The 16323-nt window shown below is 72.4% G+C and carries 13 protein-coding genes; 6 read left to right on the plus strand and 7 right to left on the minus strand.

Annotated elements, in window-relative coordinates:
- Positions 1-3: 3 nt before the first annotated feature.
- The 7 genes from ABD331_RS11600 to ABD331_RS11630 form a co-directional block, all read right to left on the minus strand.
- Complete coding sequence (locus tag ABD331_RS11600) at positions 4-720, minus strand: FadR/GntR family transcriptional regulator (protein WP_148438804.1); 717 nt, start codon at positions 718-720, stop codon at positions 4-6.
- 10 nt (positions 721-730) lie between these two features.
- Complete coding sequence (locus ABD331_RS11605) at positions 731-1855, minus strand: L-talarate/galactarate dehydratase (protein ID WP_344473546.1); 1125 nt, start codon at positions 1853-1855, stop codon at positions 731-733.
- A gap of 3 nt (positions 1856-1858) precedes the next feature.
- Positions 1859-2980 (minus strand): L-talarate/galactarate dehydratase, encoded by a 1122-nt coding sequence (locus ABD331_RS11610; RefSeq protein WP_148438806.1) that lies wholly within the window; start codon positions 2978-2980, stop codon positions 1859-1861.
- 77 nt (positions 2981-3057) lie between these two features.
- Positions 3058-4257: a cytochrome P450 gene (locus ABD331_RS11615; protein WP_344473549.1), complete on the minus strand. Its 1200-nt coding sequence runs from the start codon at positions 4255-4257 to the stop codon at positions 3058-3060.
- Between the two features lie 17 nt (positions 4258-4274).
- Positions 4275-5972 (minus strand): FAD-dependent oxidoreductase, encoded by a 1698-nt coding sequence (locus tag ABD331_RS11620; protein ID WP_344473551.1) that lies wholly within the window; start codon positions 5970-5972, stop codon positions 4275-4277.
- 100 nt (positions 5973-6072) lie between these two features.
- Positions 6073-6990, minus strand: a complete 918-nt coding sequence (locus ABD331_RS11625; RefSeq protein ID WP_344473553.1) for a TIGR03620 family F420-dependent LLM class oxidoreductase — start codon at positions 6988-6990, stop codon at positions 6073-6075.
- A 192-nt stretch (positions 6991-7182) separates the two neighbouring features.
- On the minus strand, positions 7183-9387 hold the full coding sequence (locus ABD331_RS11630) for an AfsR/SARP family transcriptional regulator (protein WP_344473555.1): 2205 nt from the start codon (positions 9385-9387) through the stop codon (positions 7183-7185).
- Positions 9388-9868: 481 nt separating this feature from the next.
- On the opposite strand from ABD331_RS11630, the gene ABD331_RS11635 reads away from it, so the two are divergent.
- From ABD331_RS11635 to ABD331_RS11660, 6 genes are read left to right on the plus strand one after another with little or no spacing between them, the layout of a single operon-like run.
- Positions 9869-10813, plus strand: coding sequence for an alcohol dehydrogenase catalytic domain-containing protein (locus tag ABD331_RS11635; protein ID WP_344473557.1), 945 nt, complete (start codon positions 9869-9871; stop codon positions 10811-10813).
- Between the two features lie 2 nt (positions 10814-10815).
- Entirely contained in the window at positions 10816-12111 is a 1296-nt protein-coding gene (gene melA / locus ABD331_RS11640) for an alpha-galactosidase (protein ID WP_344473559.1), read from the plus strand.
- The gene (locus ABD331_RS11645; RefSeq protein ID WP_344473561.1) at positions 12104-13156 is read left to right on the plus strand and encodes an amidohydrolase family protein; all 1053 of its coding nucleotides are present in this window, start codon (positions 12104-12106) and stop codon (positions 13154-13156) included. The genes melA and ABD331_RS11645 overlap by 8 nt, the downstream gene beginning before the upstream one ends.
- The gene (locus ABD331_RS11650) at positions 13153-14082 is read left to right on the plus strand and encodes a carbohydrate ABC transporter permease (protein ID WP_344473563.1); all 930 of its coding nucleotides are present in this window, start codon (positions 13153-13155) and stop codon (positions 14080-14082) included. The genes ABD331_RS11645 and ABD331_RS11650 overlap by 4 nt, the downstream gene beginning before the upstream one ends.
- A 14-nt stretch (positions 14083-14096) precedes the next feature.
- The gene (locus ABD331_RS11655; protein WP_148438816.1) at positions 14097-14966 is read left to right on the plus strand and encodes a carbohydrate ABC transporter permease; all 870 of its coding nucleotides are present in this window, start codon (positions 14097-14099) and stop codon (positions 14964-14966) included.
- Between the two features lie 12 nt (positions 14967-14978).
- Positions 14979-16310, plus strand: coding sequence for an ABC transporter substrate-binding protein (locus ABD331_RS11660; RefSeq protein ID WP_344473566.1), 1332 nt, complete (start codon positions 14979-14981; stop codon positions 16308-16310).
- Positions 16311-16323 lie beyond the last annotated feature (13 nt).

The following is a 16323-nucleotide window of genomic DNA, read 5'->3' on the forward strand; positions in this document are numbered from 1 at the left end:
CGGTCACGGCGGCTGCAGCCTGGCCTTGGAGTTGGACAGGTGCAGCCGCATGGCCGCGCGCGCCGCGGCGGGGTCGCGCCCGGCGATGGCCCGGTAGACGTTCTCGTGCTCCAGCGTCACCCGCGTGAAGTGGGTGGCGTTGGAGACCGTGTAGACGTGCTCCAGCCGGGTCCGCGGCAGCATGATCATCATCGGCCCGAGCGACGTGAGCAGGTCGGCGTAGAACCGGTTGTTCGCGGCGAGCGCGATCTTCAGGTGGAACTCGAAGTCGGCCTCCACGGCGTTGCCGGGCTGCTCCCCCGAGCGTCCCAGGTCGACCAGCGCCCGCTCGATCGCCTTGAGCTGCAGGTCCGTACGCCGCTCCGCCGCCAGCCCCGCCGCCTCCGTCTCGACCCCGATCCGGAAGTCGATCATGTCGAGGACGTCGCGGTGGGTGCGCACCTGCGACGCCTCCACGGAGAACGCCGTGGAGGCGGGCAGGGCCAGCACGAACGAGCCGCGCCCCTGGAAGGTCTCGACGAGCCCGGCGGCCTGCAGCCGGGAGACGGCCTCGCGCACCACCGTGCGGCTGACCCCGAACTCCTGGATCAGCGACGACTCGGTGGGCAGCTTCTGGCCGGGCTGGATCTCCCCGGCCAGGATGCGGGCCTTGAGCCGCTCGACGAGCTCGTGCGCGAGCCCGCGGCCGGTGTCGCGGTCGAGTCTCTGATCGGGCGGCACGGCGGACAATCTACCGGCCGTCCACGCGGAACTCGACCTCGTCCAAGCGCCAGTCCCTGGCCTGCGCGGCGAGGCTGAGGCCGAGCCCCGGCCGGTCGGGCACGGCCATCCGCCCGCCCTCGATCTTCAGCCGCTCCTCGAACAGCGGCGAGAGCCATTCGATGTGCTCGACCCAGGACTCGCGCGGGTAGGCCGCGGCCAGGTGCACGTGGATCTCCATCACGAAGTGCGGCGCGACGTGCAGGTGCGCGTGGTCGGCGAGGGCGGCGACCTTGAGGTAGGGGGTGATGCCGCCGACGCGCGGCACGTCGGGCTGCAGGAAGTCCACGGCCCGCAGGTCCACGAGGCGGACCAGGTCGGTGACGCTGGACAGCATCTCGCCGGTGGCGATGGGGGTGTCGAGCGCGGCGGCGAGCTGGGCGTGCCCCTCGGCGTCGTGGGCGTCCAGCGGCTCCTCGATCCACACCAGCCCCAGGTCCTCCACGGCCCGGCCGAACCGCAGCGCGCTCGCCCTGTCCCACTGCTGGTTGGCGTCCACCATCAGCGGCACCTCGTCGCCGAGGTGCTCGCGCACGGCCGTCAGCCGCCGCAGGTCCGCCGCCATCGAGGGCTGGCCGACCTTGATCTTGATGCCGCCGATGCCGCTGTTCAGCGACTGGCCGGCCTTCTCCTTGACCTCCTCGATCGGGGCCTGGAGGTAGCCGCCGGAGGTGTTGTAGACCCGCACCGAGTCGCGGTAGGCGCCCAGCAGCTTGGCCAGCGGCAGCCCGGCCCGCTTGGCCTTCAGGTCCCACAGCGCCACGTCCACGGCGGCCAGCGCCTGCGTCGCCACCCCCGAACGGCCCACGGACGCGCCCGCCCACAGCAGCCGGTCGTAGATCCGGCCGATGTCGGCGGGGTCCTCGCCGAGCAGCAGCTCGCCGACCTCCTTGGCGTGCGCGAACTGGGCGGGCGTGCCCGCCCTGGTCGTGTAGGAGAACCCCAGCCCCGCCAGCCCGTCGGTGGTGACGATCTCGCAGGTCAGGACGTCGATCTGGGCCAGCGGGCGCTGCCGCCCGGTGGCCACCTTGGCGTCGCTGACCGGCGTGGCGAGCGGAACGGCGTAGCGGCCGAACCGCACCGACTCGACGCGCACGGGTCAGGCCTTCCCGAACTCGACGGAGTCGACGGTCCACTTGCGGCACTGCTCGCTGAGCGTGAAGCCGAGCCCGGGGCGGTCCGGCACGATCATGCGGCCGTCACGCGTCTCCAGGCGCTCCTCGAACAGCGGGTTGAGCCACTCGAAGTGCTCGACCCACGGCTCGCGCGGGTAGGCGGCGGCCAGGTGGAGGTGGATCTCCATGGCGAAGTGCGGCGCGAGCTGCAGGCCCGCGTGGTCGGCGAGCGTGGCCAGGCGCAGGAACGGGGTGATGCCGCCGACGCGCGGGGCGTCGGGCTGGATGATGTCGGCGGCGCGGGCCTCGATCAGGCGGACGTGCTCGGCGACGCTGGACAGCATCTCGCCGGTGGCGATGGGGGTGTCGAGCGCGGCGGCGAGCTGGGCGTGCCCCTCGGCGTCGTAGGCGTCCAGGGGCTCCTCGATCCACACCAGCCCCAGGTCCTCGACCTGCCGCCCGAACCGCAGCGCACTGGCCCTGTCCCACTGCTGGTTGGCGTCCACCATCAGCGGCACGCCGTCGCCCAGGTGCTCGCGCACGGCGGCCAGCCGGCGCAGGTCCTCCTTCATGTCCGGCTGGCCCACCTTGATCTTGATGCCGCCGATGCCGTCGGCCAGCGACTGCGTCGCCCGCGCCTTGACCTCCTCGATCGGCGCGTGCAGGAAGCCGCCCGAGGTGTTGTACGTCCTGACGGAGTCGCGGTAGGCGCCCAGCAGCTTGGCCAGCGGCAGCCCGGCCCGCTTCGCCTTCAGGTCCCACAGCGCCACGTCCACGGCGGCCAGCGCCTGCGTCGCCACCCCCGAACGGCCCACGGACGCGCCCGCCCACAGCAGCGACTCGTACACCTTGCCGATGTCGGACGGGTCCTGGCCGAGCAGGTTCTCGCCGACCTCCTTGGCGTGCGCGTACTGGGCGGGGCCGCCGGCCCGCTTGGAGTAGCTGAAGCCGGTGCCGCTGTGGCCGTCCTCGGTGGAGATCTCGGCGAACAGGAAGGCGATCTCGGTCATCGGCTTCTGCCGGCCGGTGAGGACCTTGGCGTCACTGATGGGGACGTCGAGCGGGAGCGTGACGGAGGAGAGGGCGACGTGGCGGATGCGGTCCATGGAGGTCCCCGGAGGTCGGCGGCAGATTCGTACGTCATCGTATGACTCAATAAGTCGTATGACAACATCGCCCGGGGTCACACGACCCCGTCGTAGTCCACCACCAGGTGCCGCGGCCCCCGCAGGACGGCGCTCGGCCGGTACGGCGGCGGGTCCGCGACCAGCCGGGGATTGTCCAGCCGCCGGATCAGCTCGTTCAGCACGATCTGCGCCTCCAGCCTGGCCAGCGGCGCGCCGAAGCAGTAGTGCACGCCGCCGCCGAACCCGAGGTGCTCGTTGCGCGGCCGGTCGAGGTCGAAGTCGTCCGGATGCGGCACGTGGCCGGGGTCACGGCTGCCCGCCGCCATGGCCAGCACGACGGGCGCGCCCGCCGGGATCGTGGTGCCCGCGATCGTGATGTCGTCCAGCGCCACCCGCGACGACACGAACTGCACGGGCGGCTCGTAACGCAGCAGCTCCTCCACGGCCGGGATGATCAGGGCGGGGTCGTCGCGCAGCCGCCGCAGCAGGTCAGGGCGGCGCAGGAAGGTGAGCATGCCGTTGGCGATGAGGTTGATCGTGGTCTCGTGGCCGGCGATCAGCAGCAGCACCGCCGTGGACACCACCTCGTCCTGGGTCATGCCGCCCTCGGGCCCGCGATGGGTCATCAGGCCCGACAGCATGTCGCCGCGCGGCTCCCTGCCGCGCGCCTCGGCGAGCCCTGCCAGGTAGCGCGACAGCTCCAGGCCCGCCGCCTGGCGGGCCCGCTCGCGTTCCTCCCGGTCCTCCTCGCCCGGGCCGAGCGTCTCGACGACCTCGTCGGCCAGGGCGTGGAAGCGCGGCTCGTCCTCCTCGGGGACGCCGAGCAGCGCGCAGATCACCGACACCGGCAGCGGGTAGGCCACCTCGTCCACCAGGTCGGCCCTGCTCTTGCCCGCCAGCGCGTCGATCAGGGCGGTGGTGAGGTCGAGCATCTTCGGGCGCAGCCGTTCGACCGTCTCCGGCGCGTGCGGCGGGCCGAAGTGCCGCATGGTCAGTGCACGCAGCCGGTCGTGCTCCGGCGGGTCCAGGCCGATGAACGACGGGTGCAGGTCGGGGTCGTGGGCGGTGGCGCTCCTGAGGTTGCGGCGGTCGGAGCTGATGCGCGGGTCGTGCAGCAGCGCGACGATCTCACGGTACGTCGTGACGAGGTACGTGCCGTCGTCCCGCAGCACCACGGGGCTCTCGCGCAGCGCGCCGAAGAACCGGTACGGGTCGGCGCGGGCCGCCGGGTCGAGGATCTGCTTCAGGACGTCCATGCTCTCTTCTCCTACCGTCAGCGTGGATGCACCAGCGAGACGCGGCGCTCCGCCGGGTCGTGGCCGGTCACCGCGACCGTCACACCGGCGGCGGCCACCAGCCGCTCGGGAACCCGCGCGGGCACCGGCCCCCCGTCCACTCCCCCAGCGCCGTCCACTCCCCCAGCGCCGTCCACTCCCCCAGCGCCGTCCACTCCCCCAGCGCCGTCCGCCCGCCCGGCTCCCCCGGCTCCTGCGGCTTTCCTGGCCTTCCCGCCGACGTGGCGGAAGTCCGGTGGGAACGGCGCCGCCTGCTCGATCTGGCGCTGGTAGAACTCCAGCCACATGGCCTGGTCGAAGGTGACCGCCGCCGTGACCCTGCCCTGGTACCCGTAGACGGCCACGAACCGCCGCTCCGCCGGCGAGCCCTGGGTGAAGACGATCTGGTCGGCGAACGTGGGCACGCCGACCGACTTGATGTTCACGCCGAACTGGCTGGACCAGAAGACCGGCACCGACAGGTGCGGCCAGCGGTGCGCCTGGTCGCTGACCATGTTGTGCGCGGCGATCTCGGCCTGGGCGACCGCGTTGCCCCAGTGTTCGAGGCTCATGAACTGGTACTCGTAGATCGGGTGCGGGAAGCGCGCGATGTCGCCGGCCACGAACACGTCGTCGGTGACCAGGCCGTTGACGTCCACGGCGCGGCAGCCCGCGTCGCACGTCACGCCCCACACCCCGGCGGCCAGCCCCGAGTCGCGCAGCCATTCGACGTTGCGCACGGAGCCGAGCGCCACCACCGCCACGTCGGCCGCCACGGTGCTGCCGTCCGACAGCGTGGCCCCGGTCAGCCGGCCCGCGCCGTCCGACTCCAGCGCCGTGACGGTCGTGCCGGTCCGCAGGTCCACGCCGTGGTCGCGCTGGAGCTGCGCGGCGACGTCACCGATCACGCCGCCCATGGCGTTGTAGAGCGGGGCGGGCCCGCGCTCGACCACCGTCACCGGCAGGTCCAGCTCCCGGCAGACGGAGGCGATCTCGCTGCCCGTGAAGCCCGCGCCGAGGATGAGCACCCGGCGCGGGCCCGCCGCCAGCGCCTGCCGCAGCTCGACGGCGTCCCCGGCGTCGCGCAGCGTGTACACGCCGTCCAGCGCGGCCTCGGCCGCGTCCGGCCAGGGGCGGGCGCGGGTGCCGGTGGCCAGCAGGACCCGGTCGAACCCGACCTCCCTGCCGTCGGCCAGCAGCACCCGCTTGCCCGCCACGTCCAGGCCGGTGGCCGGCGTGCCGAACAGCAGCTCGGCGTCCACCTCGCGCAGGCGGGGCAGCAGGGTGTGCTCGGGCGGCACCTGGCCGGTGAGCACCTGCTTGGACAGGGGCGGCCGGTCGTACGGCTCGCGCGTCTCGTCGCCGATCATGGTCAGCTCGCCGGTGAACCCGTCGCGCCTGAGCACCTCGGCGGCCCGCGCGCCCGCCAGCGAGGCGCCGACGATCACGATCCGCCCGCCGACCGGCTGCGGGCGGGGCTCCCGGTCGAGGGGCTGGTGCACCGAAAGGGCGGTCCTGTCGAGGTGGATGGCCTGGACGGGGCAGGCCGCCGCCGCCCTGAGCACGTGCTCGCGGTGCTCGTCGGCGGGCTGCAGGTCGTACAGGAGCGCCTCGTCGCGCATGGTGAAGACGTCCGGCGCGAGGAAGACGCACTGCCCGTACCCCTGGCAGCGCGTCAGATCGACGATGACTCGCACAAGCCCACTCCCCCGTTGAGCGTCACCCCCAGCGCTCTTCCCCGTCGCGGGCGCCCCGTAGCCGGTCCGCCCCTTTCCTTGAGGTCTCTTTGCCCGGCGCTCAGGTCGCCACGACGTCGGACCTGGCCAGCACCCGCAGGTGCTCCATCAGCCGCTGCGGGCTGTCGGCGAGCGGCTGGATGCACACGTGGTCGGCGCCCGCGTCGAGGTGGGCGCGCACCCGCTCGATGATCGTCTCAGGGTCGCCCCACGCCACGATGGCGTCTACCAGCGCGTCGCTGCCGCCGCCGGCCAGGTCGTCCTCCTTCCAGCCCAGGTCGAGCAGGTTGTTGGCGTAGTTCGGCAGCGCCAGGTACCGCGCCGTGAAGCCGCGGGCGATCTGCCGGGCCCGATCCGCGTCGGATTCGAGGATCACCGTCTGCTCGGGCGCCAGCACCGGCTCGGGGCCGAGCACCGCACGCGCCCGGGCCGTGTGCTCGGGCGTGACGAAGTACGGGTGCGCCCCGTACGCCCGCTGCGCCGCCAGCTCCAGCATCTTGCCGCGCAGCGCCGCCAGCAGCCGGGGCGCCGGCGCGGGGAGCGGGCCTGAGTACTCGGTGGCGTCCATGGCGTCGAGGTACTCGCGCATCGCCGACACCGGCTTGCGGTAGTCGTGCCCCCGCCCCTGCACGGCGGGCGCGTGGCTGACGCCGATGCCCAGCACGAACCTGCCCTCGTACGCCTCCGACAGCGTGTTCGCCCCGTTCGCGGCGGCGGTGGCGTCGCGACCCCAGATGCTGGCGATGCCGGTGGCGACGGTCAGGCTGCTCGTCCCGCCGAGCAGGATGGCCGCGTGGGTCAGCGCCTCCTTGCCGGTGGGGGTCTCCCCGATCCACAACGCCCCGAACCCCAGGCTCTCGATCTCGGCGGCGGCCTCGCGCTCGAACGCGGCCGCCTCGCTGCTCAGCGTGCTGTTCCAGACCCCGACCCGGCCCAGGCGCCGCTTCAGCGCCTGTATGTCCTTCATCTCCGGCTTCATGCCTCATCACCTCACATCACAGGCACCTCTGCCCACGCGATCACGGAGCCACGCCGACGGCCCGACCGTGGTTCGCTCAGCGTCCGCGTCCCATGGCGGCGGGCCTGACCGTGGCTCGCTCAGCGCCGCGTCCAGCAGGCCTGGCCGTAGTTCACTCAGCGCCGCGTCCAGCGGTGGCGGGCCGTGCTTCGCTCAGCGTCCGCGTCCGGTGGTGGCGGGCCTGGCCACGTGCGCGTCGAGGGCGCAGGGGTGCTGGCGGCCCAGAGCCGCCGAGGCGGCCCGGCTGTAGTGATGGAACAGGCGGGTGAGCGCGGCGCGCCGGTCCTCCTCGGACTCCTCGCGGACGGCCCGCGCGGCGGCGTGGGCGCGCACCAGTTCGTGGAAGCGGTAGCGGCCGGGGACAGGCTCCCCCAGCAGGTGCAGCTCCAGCAGCCGCTCCAGCGTCGCCGACGCCCCGGCGACGGTCGTGGACAGCAGCGCGGCGGCGCTCTCCGGCACGAACTCGGCGCTCGGGTGCAGGCCCAGCAGGCGGTAGGCGCGCCGCCCTGCCGGGGTCAGGTCGCGGTAGGACAGGTCGAGTGCGGCGGCCACGCTGCGCCGGCCCGCGCTCAGCTCGCTCAACCGTCGCCCGCGCGGCTCCAGGCGTTCCAGCAGGTGACGCACGCTCCAGGCCGGGTGGGCCTGCAGCCGGGCCGCCGCAAGGTGGATGGCCAGCGGCAGCAGGCCGCACCTGCGGACCACCTCGGCCACCGCCTCGCGCGCCTCCCGCGCCTCCCGCAACGCCCCCGGCACCCCCAGCACCCCCAGCGCCCCCGGCATGCCCGGCACCCCCCGCGTGCCCGGCGCATCCGGCCCGTCCGGCACCCTCAGCGCCCCCGGCGCCCCCGGCGCGTCCGGCGCGTCCGGCGCGTCCGGCGCATCCGGCGCCCCCAGCGCGCGCGGCACCCCCAGCGCGTCCGGCGCATCCGGCGCCCCCGGTGTACCCAGCGCGTCCCCTGCGTCCGGCGCCTCTAGCGTGCCCCGCGTGCTCGGCACCCCCGGCGTCCTCGGTGCGCCCATGACGCGGTCGGCGCCCGCGGCGGCGATGAACAGGGCGATGGCGTCCGGTTCCGGGAGCACGTCCACCGGGACCGTGCGGGCGCCGTCCAGGTCGAGCAGCCGCCTGCGGCTGGTGACCAGCACCCGGCAGGCTCCCGCGCCGGGCAGCAGGGGCCGGATCTGGTCCTCTCCGGCGGCGTCGTCCAGCACGATGAGCATCTTCCTGCCGGCCAGCACGCTGCGGTACAGGGCGGCCCGGTCGGCGAGCTGCCCGGGGACGGCCTCGGCGGGCACGCCGAGCAGGGTCAGCACGCGGCCGAGCGTGTCGGCCGGGTCGTCGGGCGGGTGGCCGTGCAGGTAGCCGAGGTCGTCCGGGGTGCCGGCCGGGGTGTGGCCGTGCAGGTCGATGAAGAGCTGCCCGTCGGGGAAGGCGGGCGCCAGCCGGTGGGCGGCGTGCACGGCCAGCGCCGTCTTGCCCGCCCCCGCCATGCCCTCCACGGCGGTGACCATCGCCGCCGACGCGTCGCAGATCCCGTCCAGGACGGCCAGCTCGCGCGAGCGCCCGGCGAACCCCGGCACGTCGGCGGGCAGTTGCCGGGGCGTGGGCCGCGCCGCGCGGGGTGTGAGCCGCTCCTGGGTGAGCACCGCGCGGTGCAGCCGGCGCAGCTCCGTGTTGGGGTCGATGCCCAGCTCGTCCCTGAGCAGGCGGGAGATGGTGCGGTACGCGCCGAGCGCCTCGGCCTGCCGCCCGCCCCGGTACAGGGCGGTCATGAGCTGGGCCCAGAACCGTTCCCGCAGCGGATGTTCGGCGGTCAGCGCCCGCAGCTCGGCGGTGAGCGCGGCGTGCTCCCCCGCCTGGAGGTCGGCGTCGATGCGGCGTTCGAGCACCTGGAGGCGCTGCTCGGCGAGTGGCGGCACGTCGATCCTGTGCAGCGTGTCGGACTCGACGTCGGCGCAGGCGGGGCCGCGCCACAGGCGCAGCGCCTCGTGCAGCAGGCGCCCCTCCTGCCCGGCCGCCGCGGCGTGGTCGGCCTGCTGGACGAGGCGCCTGAACTGGAGCAGGTCGAGCTGGTCGGCGCGCAGCCTGGCGAGGTAGCCGCCGGGCTCGGTCTGGATCAGCTCGCCCAGGCCCAGCGACTGCCGCAGGCGCGCGACGTTGGTCTGCAGGACGCGGCGCGGGTTGCGGGGGATGCGTTCGTCCCACAGCCGTTCCGCGAAGTGGTCGACGGTGACGACCTGGTTGGGGCGGAGCAACAATGTCGCGAGAACCGTCCGGATCTTGCCGCCGGGCACAGCCGTCCGCCGCCCGTCGCGGAATACGGCGAGAGGGCCCAGCACCGAGAACCGTACAACGATCACAACGCCCACTTCCTCTGTGTGGCTCGATCGAGGGGGCGGCCGTTCGGAGCAGGATCGTGCGAGGCGCCGCGGCGTGGTGGCGGCACTGGCCGGCGCGATGATCGGCCCCCGTGGCCGCGCGGTCCCAAGGCGCGGCGGGGCCGTTGACGTTTGCCCCCGTGAAATTTTCATTATCCCCGCCCTCAACAAAACGTTCGAATATGGCAGCGAACCGACCCCAAACCGTTATTGACACGGAGTCGGCCATGCGGTGAACGCCTTCTCGAAAACGAATTCCGCCCAGGCCGAAATACAACGCTTCCCGTTTGGCGTAACGACATTCCACGTCACGGAACAAGGCCGGGACGCCGTGATCCGCCTCCCGCCCTCTTGACACACTCTTCGCGGCAGTGGTCTCCTATCGCCAGTTCGGAATGACGTTCTGCCATACGGAATGAGGAAGCCCCATGGAACGCCCCCTCTCGACGACCGGACACCGCGGGTGAAGGCGCTCGTCTTCACCGGGCCGGGTGTGGTGGAGCCGCAGGACGTGCCGGAGCCCGAGGTCGGCCCCGGCGAGGTCCTCGTGCACGTGGTCACGTCCGGGATCTGCGGCAGCGAGCTGCACGGCGTCAAGACCCCGGGCTTCCGGGTGCCGCCGCTGGTCATGGGGCACGAGTTCGCCGGGCGCACGGACGACGGGCGGGCCGTGACGGTCAACCCGATCCTGTCGTGCGGCGCGTGCGACGTGTGCGCGGCCGGGCTGCGCAACGTCTGCAGGAACCGGCGGATCATCGGGGTGCACCGCCCCGGCGCGTTCGCCGAGCGCGTCGCGGTGCCGTCCGCCGCCGTGGTGCCGCTGCCCGGCGAGCTCGGGTGGACGGCCGCCGGCGTGGTCGAGCCCGCCGCCAACTCCGTGCACGCCTGGCGGCTGGCCGGGCGCCCGTCCGGCGCCAGGGTCGGCGTGCTCGGCGCCGGCGCGATCGGGCTGACCTGCCTCCAGGTCGCGCTGTCCGGCGGCGCCGCCTCGGTCGAGGTGGCCGACCGCGCGCCCGGCCGGCTGGAGATCGCCGCCCGCCTCGGCGCCTCGGCCGCGGGCCCCGAGCTGACCGGCGAGTACGACGTGATCTTCGACGCGGTCGGCGCCGCCGCCACGCACGAGCAGTCGGTCGCCCGGCTGCGCCCCGGCGGCGTGGCGGTCTGGCTCGGCCTGGCCGACCACGTGTCCGGCTACGACGCCGCCGATCTGGTGCGCGGCGAGAAGCGGGTGCTCGGCTCGTTCGCCTACGACGACGCCGACTTCGCCGCCGCCATCGACCTGGTCCCCGGCTGGGACCTGAGCTGGGTCGAGACCTTCCCCCTCGCCGAGGGCGCCCAGGTCTTCACCTCGCTGATGAACGGCCGCGCCACCCCCGTCAAGGCCCTGCTCACGCCGGAAGGAGCGTAGCGATGGCCCGCATCGTCCTCGTGGGCGCCGGCAGCATCACGTTCGCCAAGAACCTGCTGTCCGACCTCCTGACCTTCCCCGAGCTGTCGGAGTCGACCGTCGTGCTGCACGACATCGACCAGGCCAGGCTGGACACCGCCGAGGCGATGGCCAGGTGGATGGTCGCGGAGCTGGGCATCGGCGCGAAGGTCGAGGCGCACGCCGACCGCAGGGCCGCCGTGGACGGCGCCGACTACGTGATCAACGAGATCGCCGTCGGCGGCCTGGACGCCGTCAAGCGCGACTTCGAGATCCCCGCCGCGTACGGCGTCCGCCAGACGATCGCCGACACCCTCGGCATCGGCGGCATCTTCCGCGCGCTGCGCACGATCCCCGTCATGGTCGGCATCGGCGACGACCTGGCCGAGCTGGCCCCGCGCGCCACGCTGTTCACCTACACCAACCCGATGTCGATGATCCCGTGGTCGGTGTACGCGGGCACGGCGTTCAAGAACGTCGTCGGCGTCTGCCACGCCGCCCGCGACACGCAGAAGACCCTGGCCAGGATGGTCGGCGTGCCGGAGGAGGAGATCTCCTTCCTCACCGCAGGCGTCAACCACCAGGCGTTCGTGCTGCGCTTCGAGCGCGACGGCGAGAACCTCTACGACCGCCTCGACGAGCTGATCGCCCAGGACCCCGAGCTGGCCCGCCGGGTGCGCGTCGAGGTCTACCGGAGCTTCGGCTACTTCCCCACCGAGTCCAGCGAGCACGGCTCGGAGTACCTGCCGTGGTTCCTGCCGCACGAGGAGGAGGTGGCGCGTTACCGCATCCCGGTGGGCGTCTACCTCGACTGGCTGGCCGACGGCTTCGAGGAGTACGAGACGTACCGGCGCTCGCTCGAAGAGGGCAGGGGAGTGCCGATCGAGCGGGGCGAGGAGCTGGCGTCGCTGGCCATCCACTCGATGGAGACGGGCACCCGCCGCATGATCCACGGCAACGTGCGCAACGGCGGGCTGATCTCCAACCTGCCGCAGGAGGCCACCGTCGAGGTGCCCTGCCACGTGGACCGCGCGGGCGTGCAGCCGGTGCGGGTCGGCGAGCTGCCCGCCCAGGTGGCGGCGCTGAACCGGACGTTTCTCAACGTCAGCGAGCTGACCGTGAAGGCGGCGCTGGAGGGCCGCCGCGACCACGTCTACCAGGCCGCGCTGCTCGACCCCAACACCTCGGCCACGCTCCCGGTCCGCAGGATCCGCGAGCTGGTGGACGACCTGATCGCGGCCCACGGCGACCTGCTACCGGAGGGAATCAGGAATGTGTAGCCCGGATCTGCCCCTGTCCCGTTACCGGCCGGTCTCGCAGCTCCAGGTGGCGGTCCACGAGGTGGACCGCGCCCGGGTGCCGGTCGTGGACGCGCACATCCACCTCGGCCGCTGGCTGACCGAGGACGGGAGCTGGATGGTCAAGGACGTCCCTGCCCTGGTCGGGCTGATGGACGAGCTGAACCTGCGCGGCATGGTCAACCTCGACGGCCGCTGGGGCAGGGAGCTGGCCGAGAACATCGAACGCTACGACGCCGCGTACCCGGGCAGGTTCGCCACGTTCTGCCACGTGGACTGGTCGCAGGCGGCCGAGCCCGGCTTCGGCGAGCGGCTGGCCGGGCAGCTCCGCCGCAACGTGGCGGAGGGCGCGGCGGGGCTGAAGGTGTGGAAGGACGTGGGCCTGCGGGTCCGCGACCACCGGGGCGAGCTGGTCATGCTCGACGACCCGCGGCTCGACCCGCTGTGGGCGGCCGTCGGCGAGGCGGGCATCCCGATCGCGCTGCACACCGCCGACCCGGTGGCCTTCTTCCAGCCGGCCGACGAGCGCAACGAGCGGCTCGAACTGCTGGCGGCCCGGCCCGACTGGAACTTCTCGGGGCCGCAGTTCCCGCCGTTCGAGCGGCTGATGGAGGCCATGGAGTCGATGATCGCGCGGCATCCGGCGACCACGGTGATCGGCGTGCACGCCGGCTGCTGGCCGGAGAACCTGGCCTTCGCGAGCCGCCTGCTGGACACGTACCAGAACTTCCGCGTCGACATCGCCGCGCGCATCGCCGAGCTGGGCCGCCAGCCGCGCGCCACGCGCGCGCTGATGCTGCGCCACCCCGACCGGGTGCTGTTCGGCACGGACGAGATCCCGCCGGACCGGGAGATCTACCGCATCCACTTCCGGTTCATGGAGACCGACGACGAGGCGTTCGCGCACTCGCTGGACGACCCGCCGCCGATGGGCCGCTGGACGATCTCCGGCCTCGACCTGCCCGACGACGTCCTCCAGCAGGTCTACGCCGGCAACGCGCTGCGACTCGTGCCGAGGCTGGCATGACCGCGACGCTCACGCGCGCCAAGGCGGCCCCCTTCAAGCCCGCCTTCAAGCACAGCGCCGAGGGCGGGCAGGGCCGCCACGCCGTGCTCTTCCTGCTCCCGGCCCTGATCGGGTTCGCCGCGTTCTACATCTACCCGAGCGTGCGCGGCCTGTGGTTGTCGGTCACCGACTGGAACCTGCTGTCGGAGCCCGAGTTCGTCGGTTTGGACAACTACGCCGAGCTGGCCACGGACCCGCTGTTCTGGAAGGCGCTGCTGCTCACCGCCTACAACACCGTGCTGAACCTGGTGGGCCAGATCACGCTGGCGCTGCTGCTGGCCGCGCTGATGCACCGGCTGACCAAGTCGGTGGTGCTGCGCGCCACGCTGCTGCTGCCCTGGCTGGTGCCGAACGTGGCCACCGCGCTGCTGTGGCTGTGGCTGCTGGACGCCAACCTCGGCTTCGTCAACCAGCTCATGAACGCGATGGGCCTGCCCACGCACGGCTTCTTCAACGCGCCCGCCGAGGCCATGCCGAGCGTGGCCGCGGTGACCACCTGGGCCTCCGTCGGGTACGTGGCGCTGCTGCTGTACGCGGGCATGCTGCAGATCCCCGCCTCGGTGTACGAGGCCGCGGCGATGGACGGCGCCGGGGAGGTCCGCACGTTCTTCCGCATCACGCTGCCGCTGCTGCGGCCCGTGCTCGCGCTCGTGCTGGTCGTGTCGGTGATCGGCTGCTTCCAGATCTTCGACACGATCGCGGTGGCGACCAGGGGCGGCCCGGTCAACGCCACCAAGGTCATCTACTACTACATCTACCAGGAGGCGTTCACCCACTTCCGGATGGGCTACGCGGCGGCCATGGCGCTCAGCCTGGTGGCGATCCTCGGCGTGCTGACGTTCGTGCAGATGCGCCTGATGCGCGCCTCCGACTCGGACCTCGGATAAGGGAGGGACCCGACATGCGCGCAGGCCGGATCGCCGCCTGGACGGTGCTGGGGCTGGCCGTCCTGGTGACCGTGTTCCCGTTCTACTGGATGGTGCGCACGGCGCTCACCGACGCCCAGCACCTGTTCTCCGACAACTTCTCGCTGTGGCCGCAGCACTTCACCTGGGCCAACTTCAAACGCGTGCTGGGCCTGTCCACGTTCGCCGAGGCGCAGGCCGCCGGCGGCTCTGGCGCCTCCCTCGACTTCCTGCTCTACCTGCGCAACTCGATCGTCTACACGGCGGTCGTGGTGGCCGTGCAGACGCTGTCGTGCGCGATGGCCGCCTACGCGCTGGCGCGGCTGCGCTTCCGCGGCAGGGAGGCGCTGTTCTCGGCGTTCGTGGCGGCGCTGATGGTGCCGCCGATCTTCACGCTGCTGCCCAACTTCGCGCTCGTGCGCAACCTGGGCCTGCTCAACACGTTCGCCGGGCTGGTCGCGCCGATCCTGCTGATGACCCCGTTCACCGTCTTCTTCCTGCGGCAGTTCTTCCTGTCGCTGCCGCGCGAGGTGGAGGAGGCCGCCGTCATCGACGGCGCGGGCGTGTGGAGCGTGTTCTGGCGGGTGGCGCTGCCCATGTCGCGCGGCCCGCTCATCACGATCGCCATCATCAACGGCGTCTACGCCTGGAAGGACTACCTCTGGCCGCTGCTCGTCGGCCAGGACGAGAGCAGCCGGGTGCTCACCGTCGCGCTCGGCGTGTTCCTGCAGCAGTCGCCGAACGCCCGCCCCGACTGGACGGGCCTGATGGCCGGCTCGACCCTCTCCGTCATCCCCGTCCTGCTGCTCCTGCTGGTCTTCGGCAAGCGGCTGGCCAACTCGCTCAACTTCACCGGCATCAAGTAAAGGACCCCCCAGATGTCCCGCAAGACCCTTCTGACCCTTGTCACGCTCGTCTGCGCCACCTCGGCGTGCGGCGGCGGCACCGACGCGCAGGCGGGGCCCGTCGAGCTGAACTACGTGATGTGGGTCGACAGCCAGGTGCCCGCCTACAAGCAGTGCGCCGACGCCTTCACCAAGAAGAACCCGAACATCACGATCAAGCTCAGCTCGGTGGCCTGGGCGCAGTACTGGCAGAACCTCACCACGCAGGTCGTCTCCGGCACCGCCCCTGACGTCTTCCGCGACTCGGTGGCCTACTACCCGCAGTTCGCCAAGAACGGCCAGCTCCTCGACATCAGCGAGTACGTCGCGCGCGACAAGGTGGACCTGGGCCAGTACCAGAAGGGCCTGGCCGACGTCTGGGTGCGCGACGGCAAGCGGTACGGCCTGCCGCTCGACTGGGACACCATCGGCGTCTTCTACAACCAGGACCAGGTGAAGGAGGCCGGCCTCGACCCCGCCGGCTTCGCCGAGTGGACGTGGAACCCGAAGGACGGCGGCACGTTCGAGAAGGCCATCGCCGCGCTCACCGTGGACGACCAGGGCCGCAGGGGCACCGACCCCGGCTTCGACAAGGAGCACGTCGCCGTCTACGGCATCGCCCCCGACTACAACACCGGCGCGCTGGGCCAGACGGGCTGGGCCGCGTTCGCGGCCGGCAACGGCTTCAAGTACCTCGACAAGAACCCGTTCGGCACCAAGTACTTCTACGACGACCCGAAGCTGGCCGAGACCATCGACTGGTTCGCGAGCCTGATCAAGAAGGGGTACGCGCCGCCGTACGACAAGCAGTCGGCGCTCGGCGGCGACGCGGTGCTGCAGGCGGGCAAGACCGCGATGGTGATGGCCGGGTCGTGGATGGCCAAGCCCTACCTGGACAACAAGGCGCTCAACCTGGCGGTGGCGCCGCTGCCGACGGCGCCGCTGGGCCGTAAGTCGCCGATCAACGGCGTCTCCGACGCGATCTACGCCGGGACGAAGCACAAGGAGGAGGCATGGCAGTGGGTCAAGTTCACGGCCTCCGCCGAGTGCCAGGACCTGATCGCCGCGACCACCGAGGTGCTGCCCGCCATCACCACCTCCTCCGACAAGGCGCTGGCGGCGCACGAGGCGGCCGGGCGGGACGTCAAGCCGTTCGTGGCGGAGGCCAAGGCCGCCGACGGCACGTTCCTGCTGCCGGTGACCGACAACGCCGACAAGATCAACGAAATCATGGACACCGCGATCTCGTCGGTCCTGCTGGGCACCGCCGACGCCAGGACCGCGCTCCCCAAGGCCAACACCGAAGTCAACGCGCTGTTCCAGTAGTCAAGAAAGGGTG

This window comes from Nonomuraea monospora, from assembly GCF_039531895.1.
Classification (GTDB): domain Bacteria; phylum Actinomycetota; class Actinomycetes; order Streptosporangiales; family Streptosporangiaceae; genus Nonomuraea; species Nonomuraea monospora.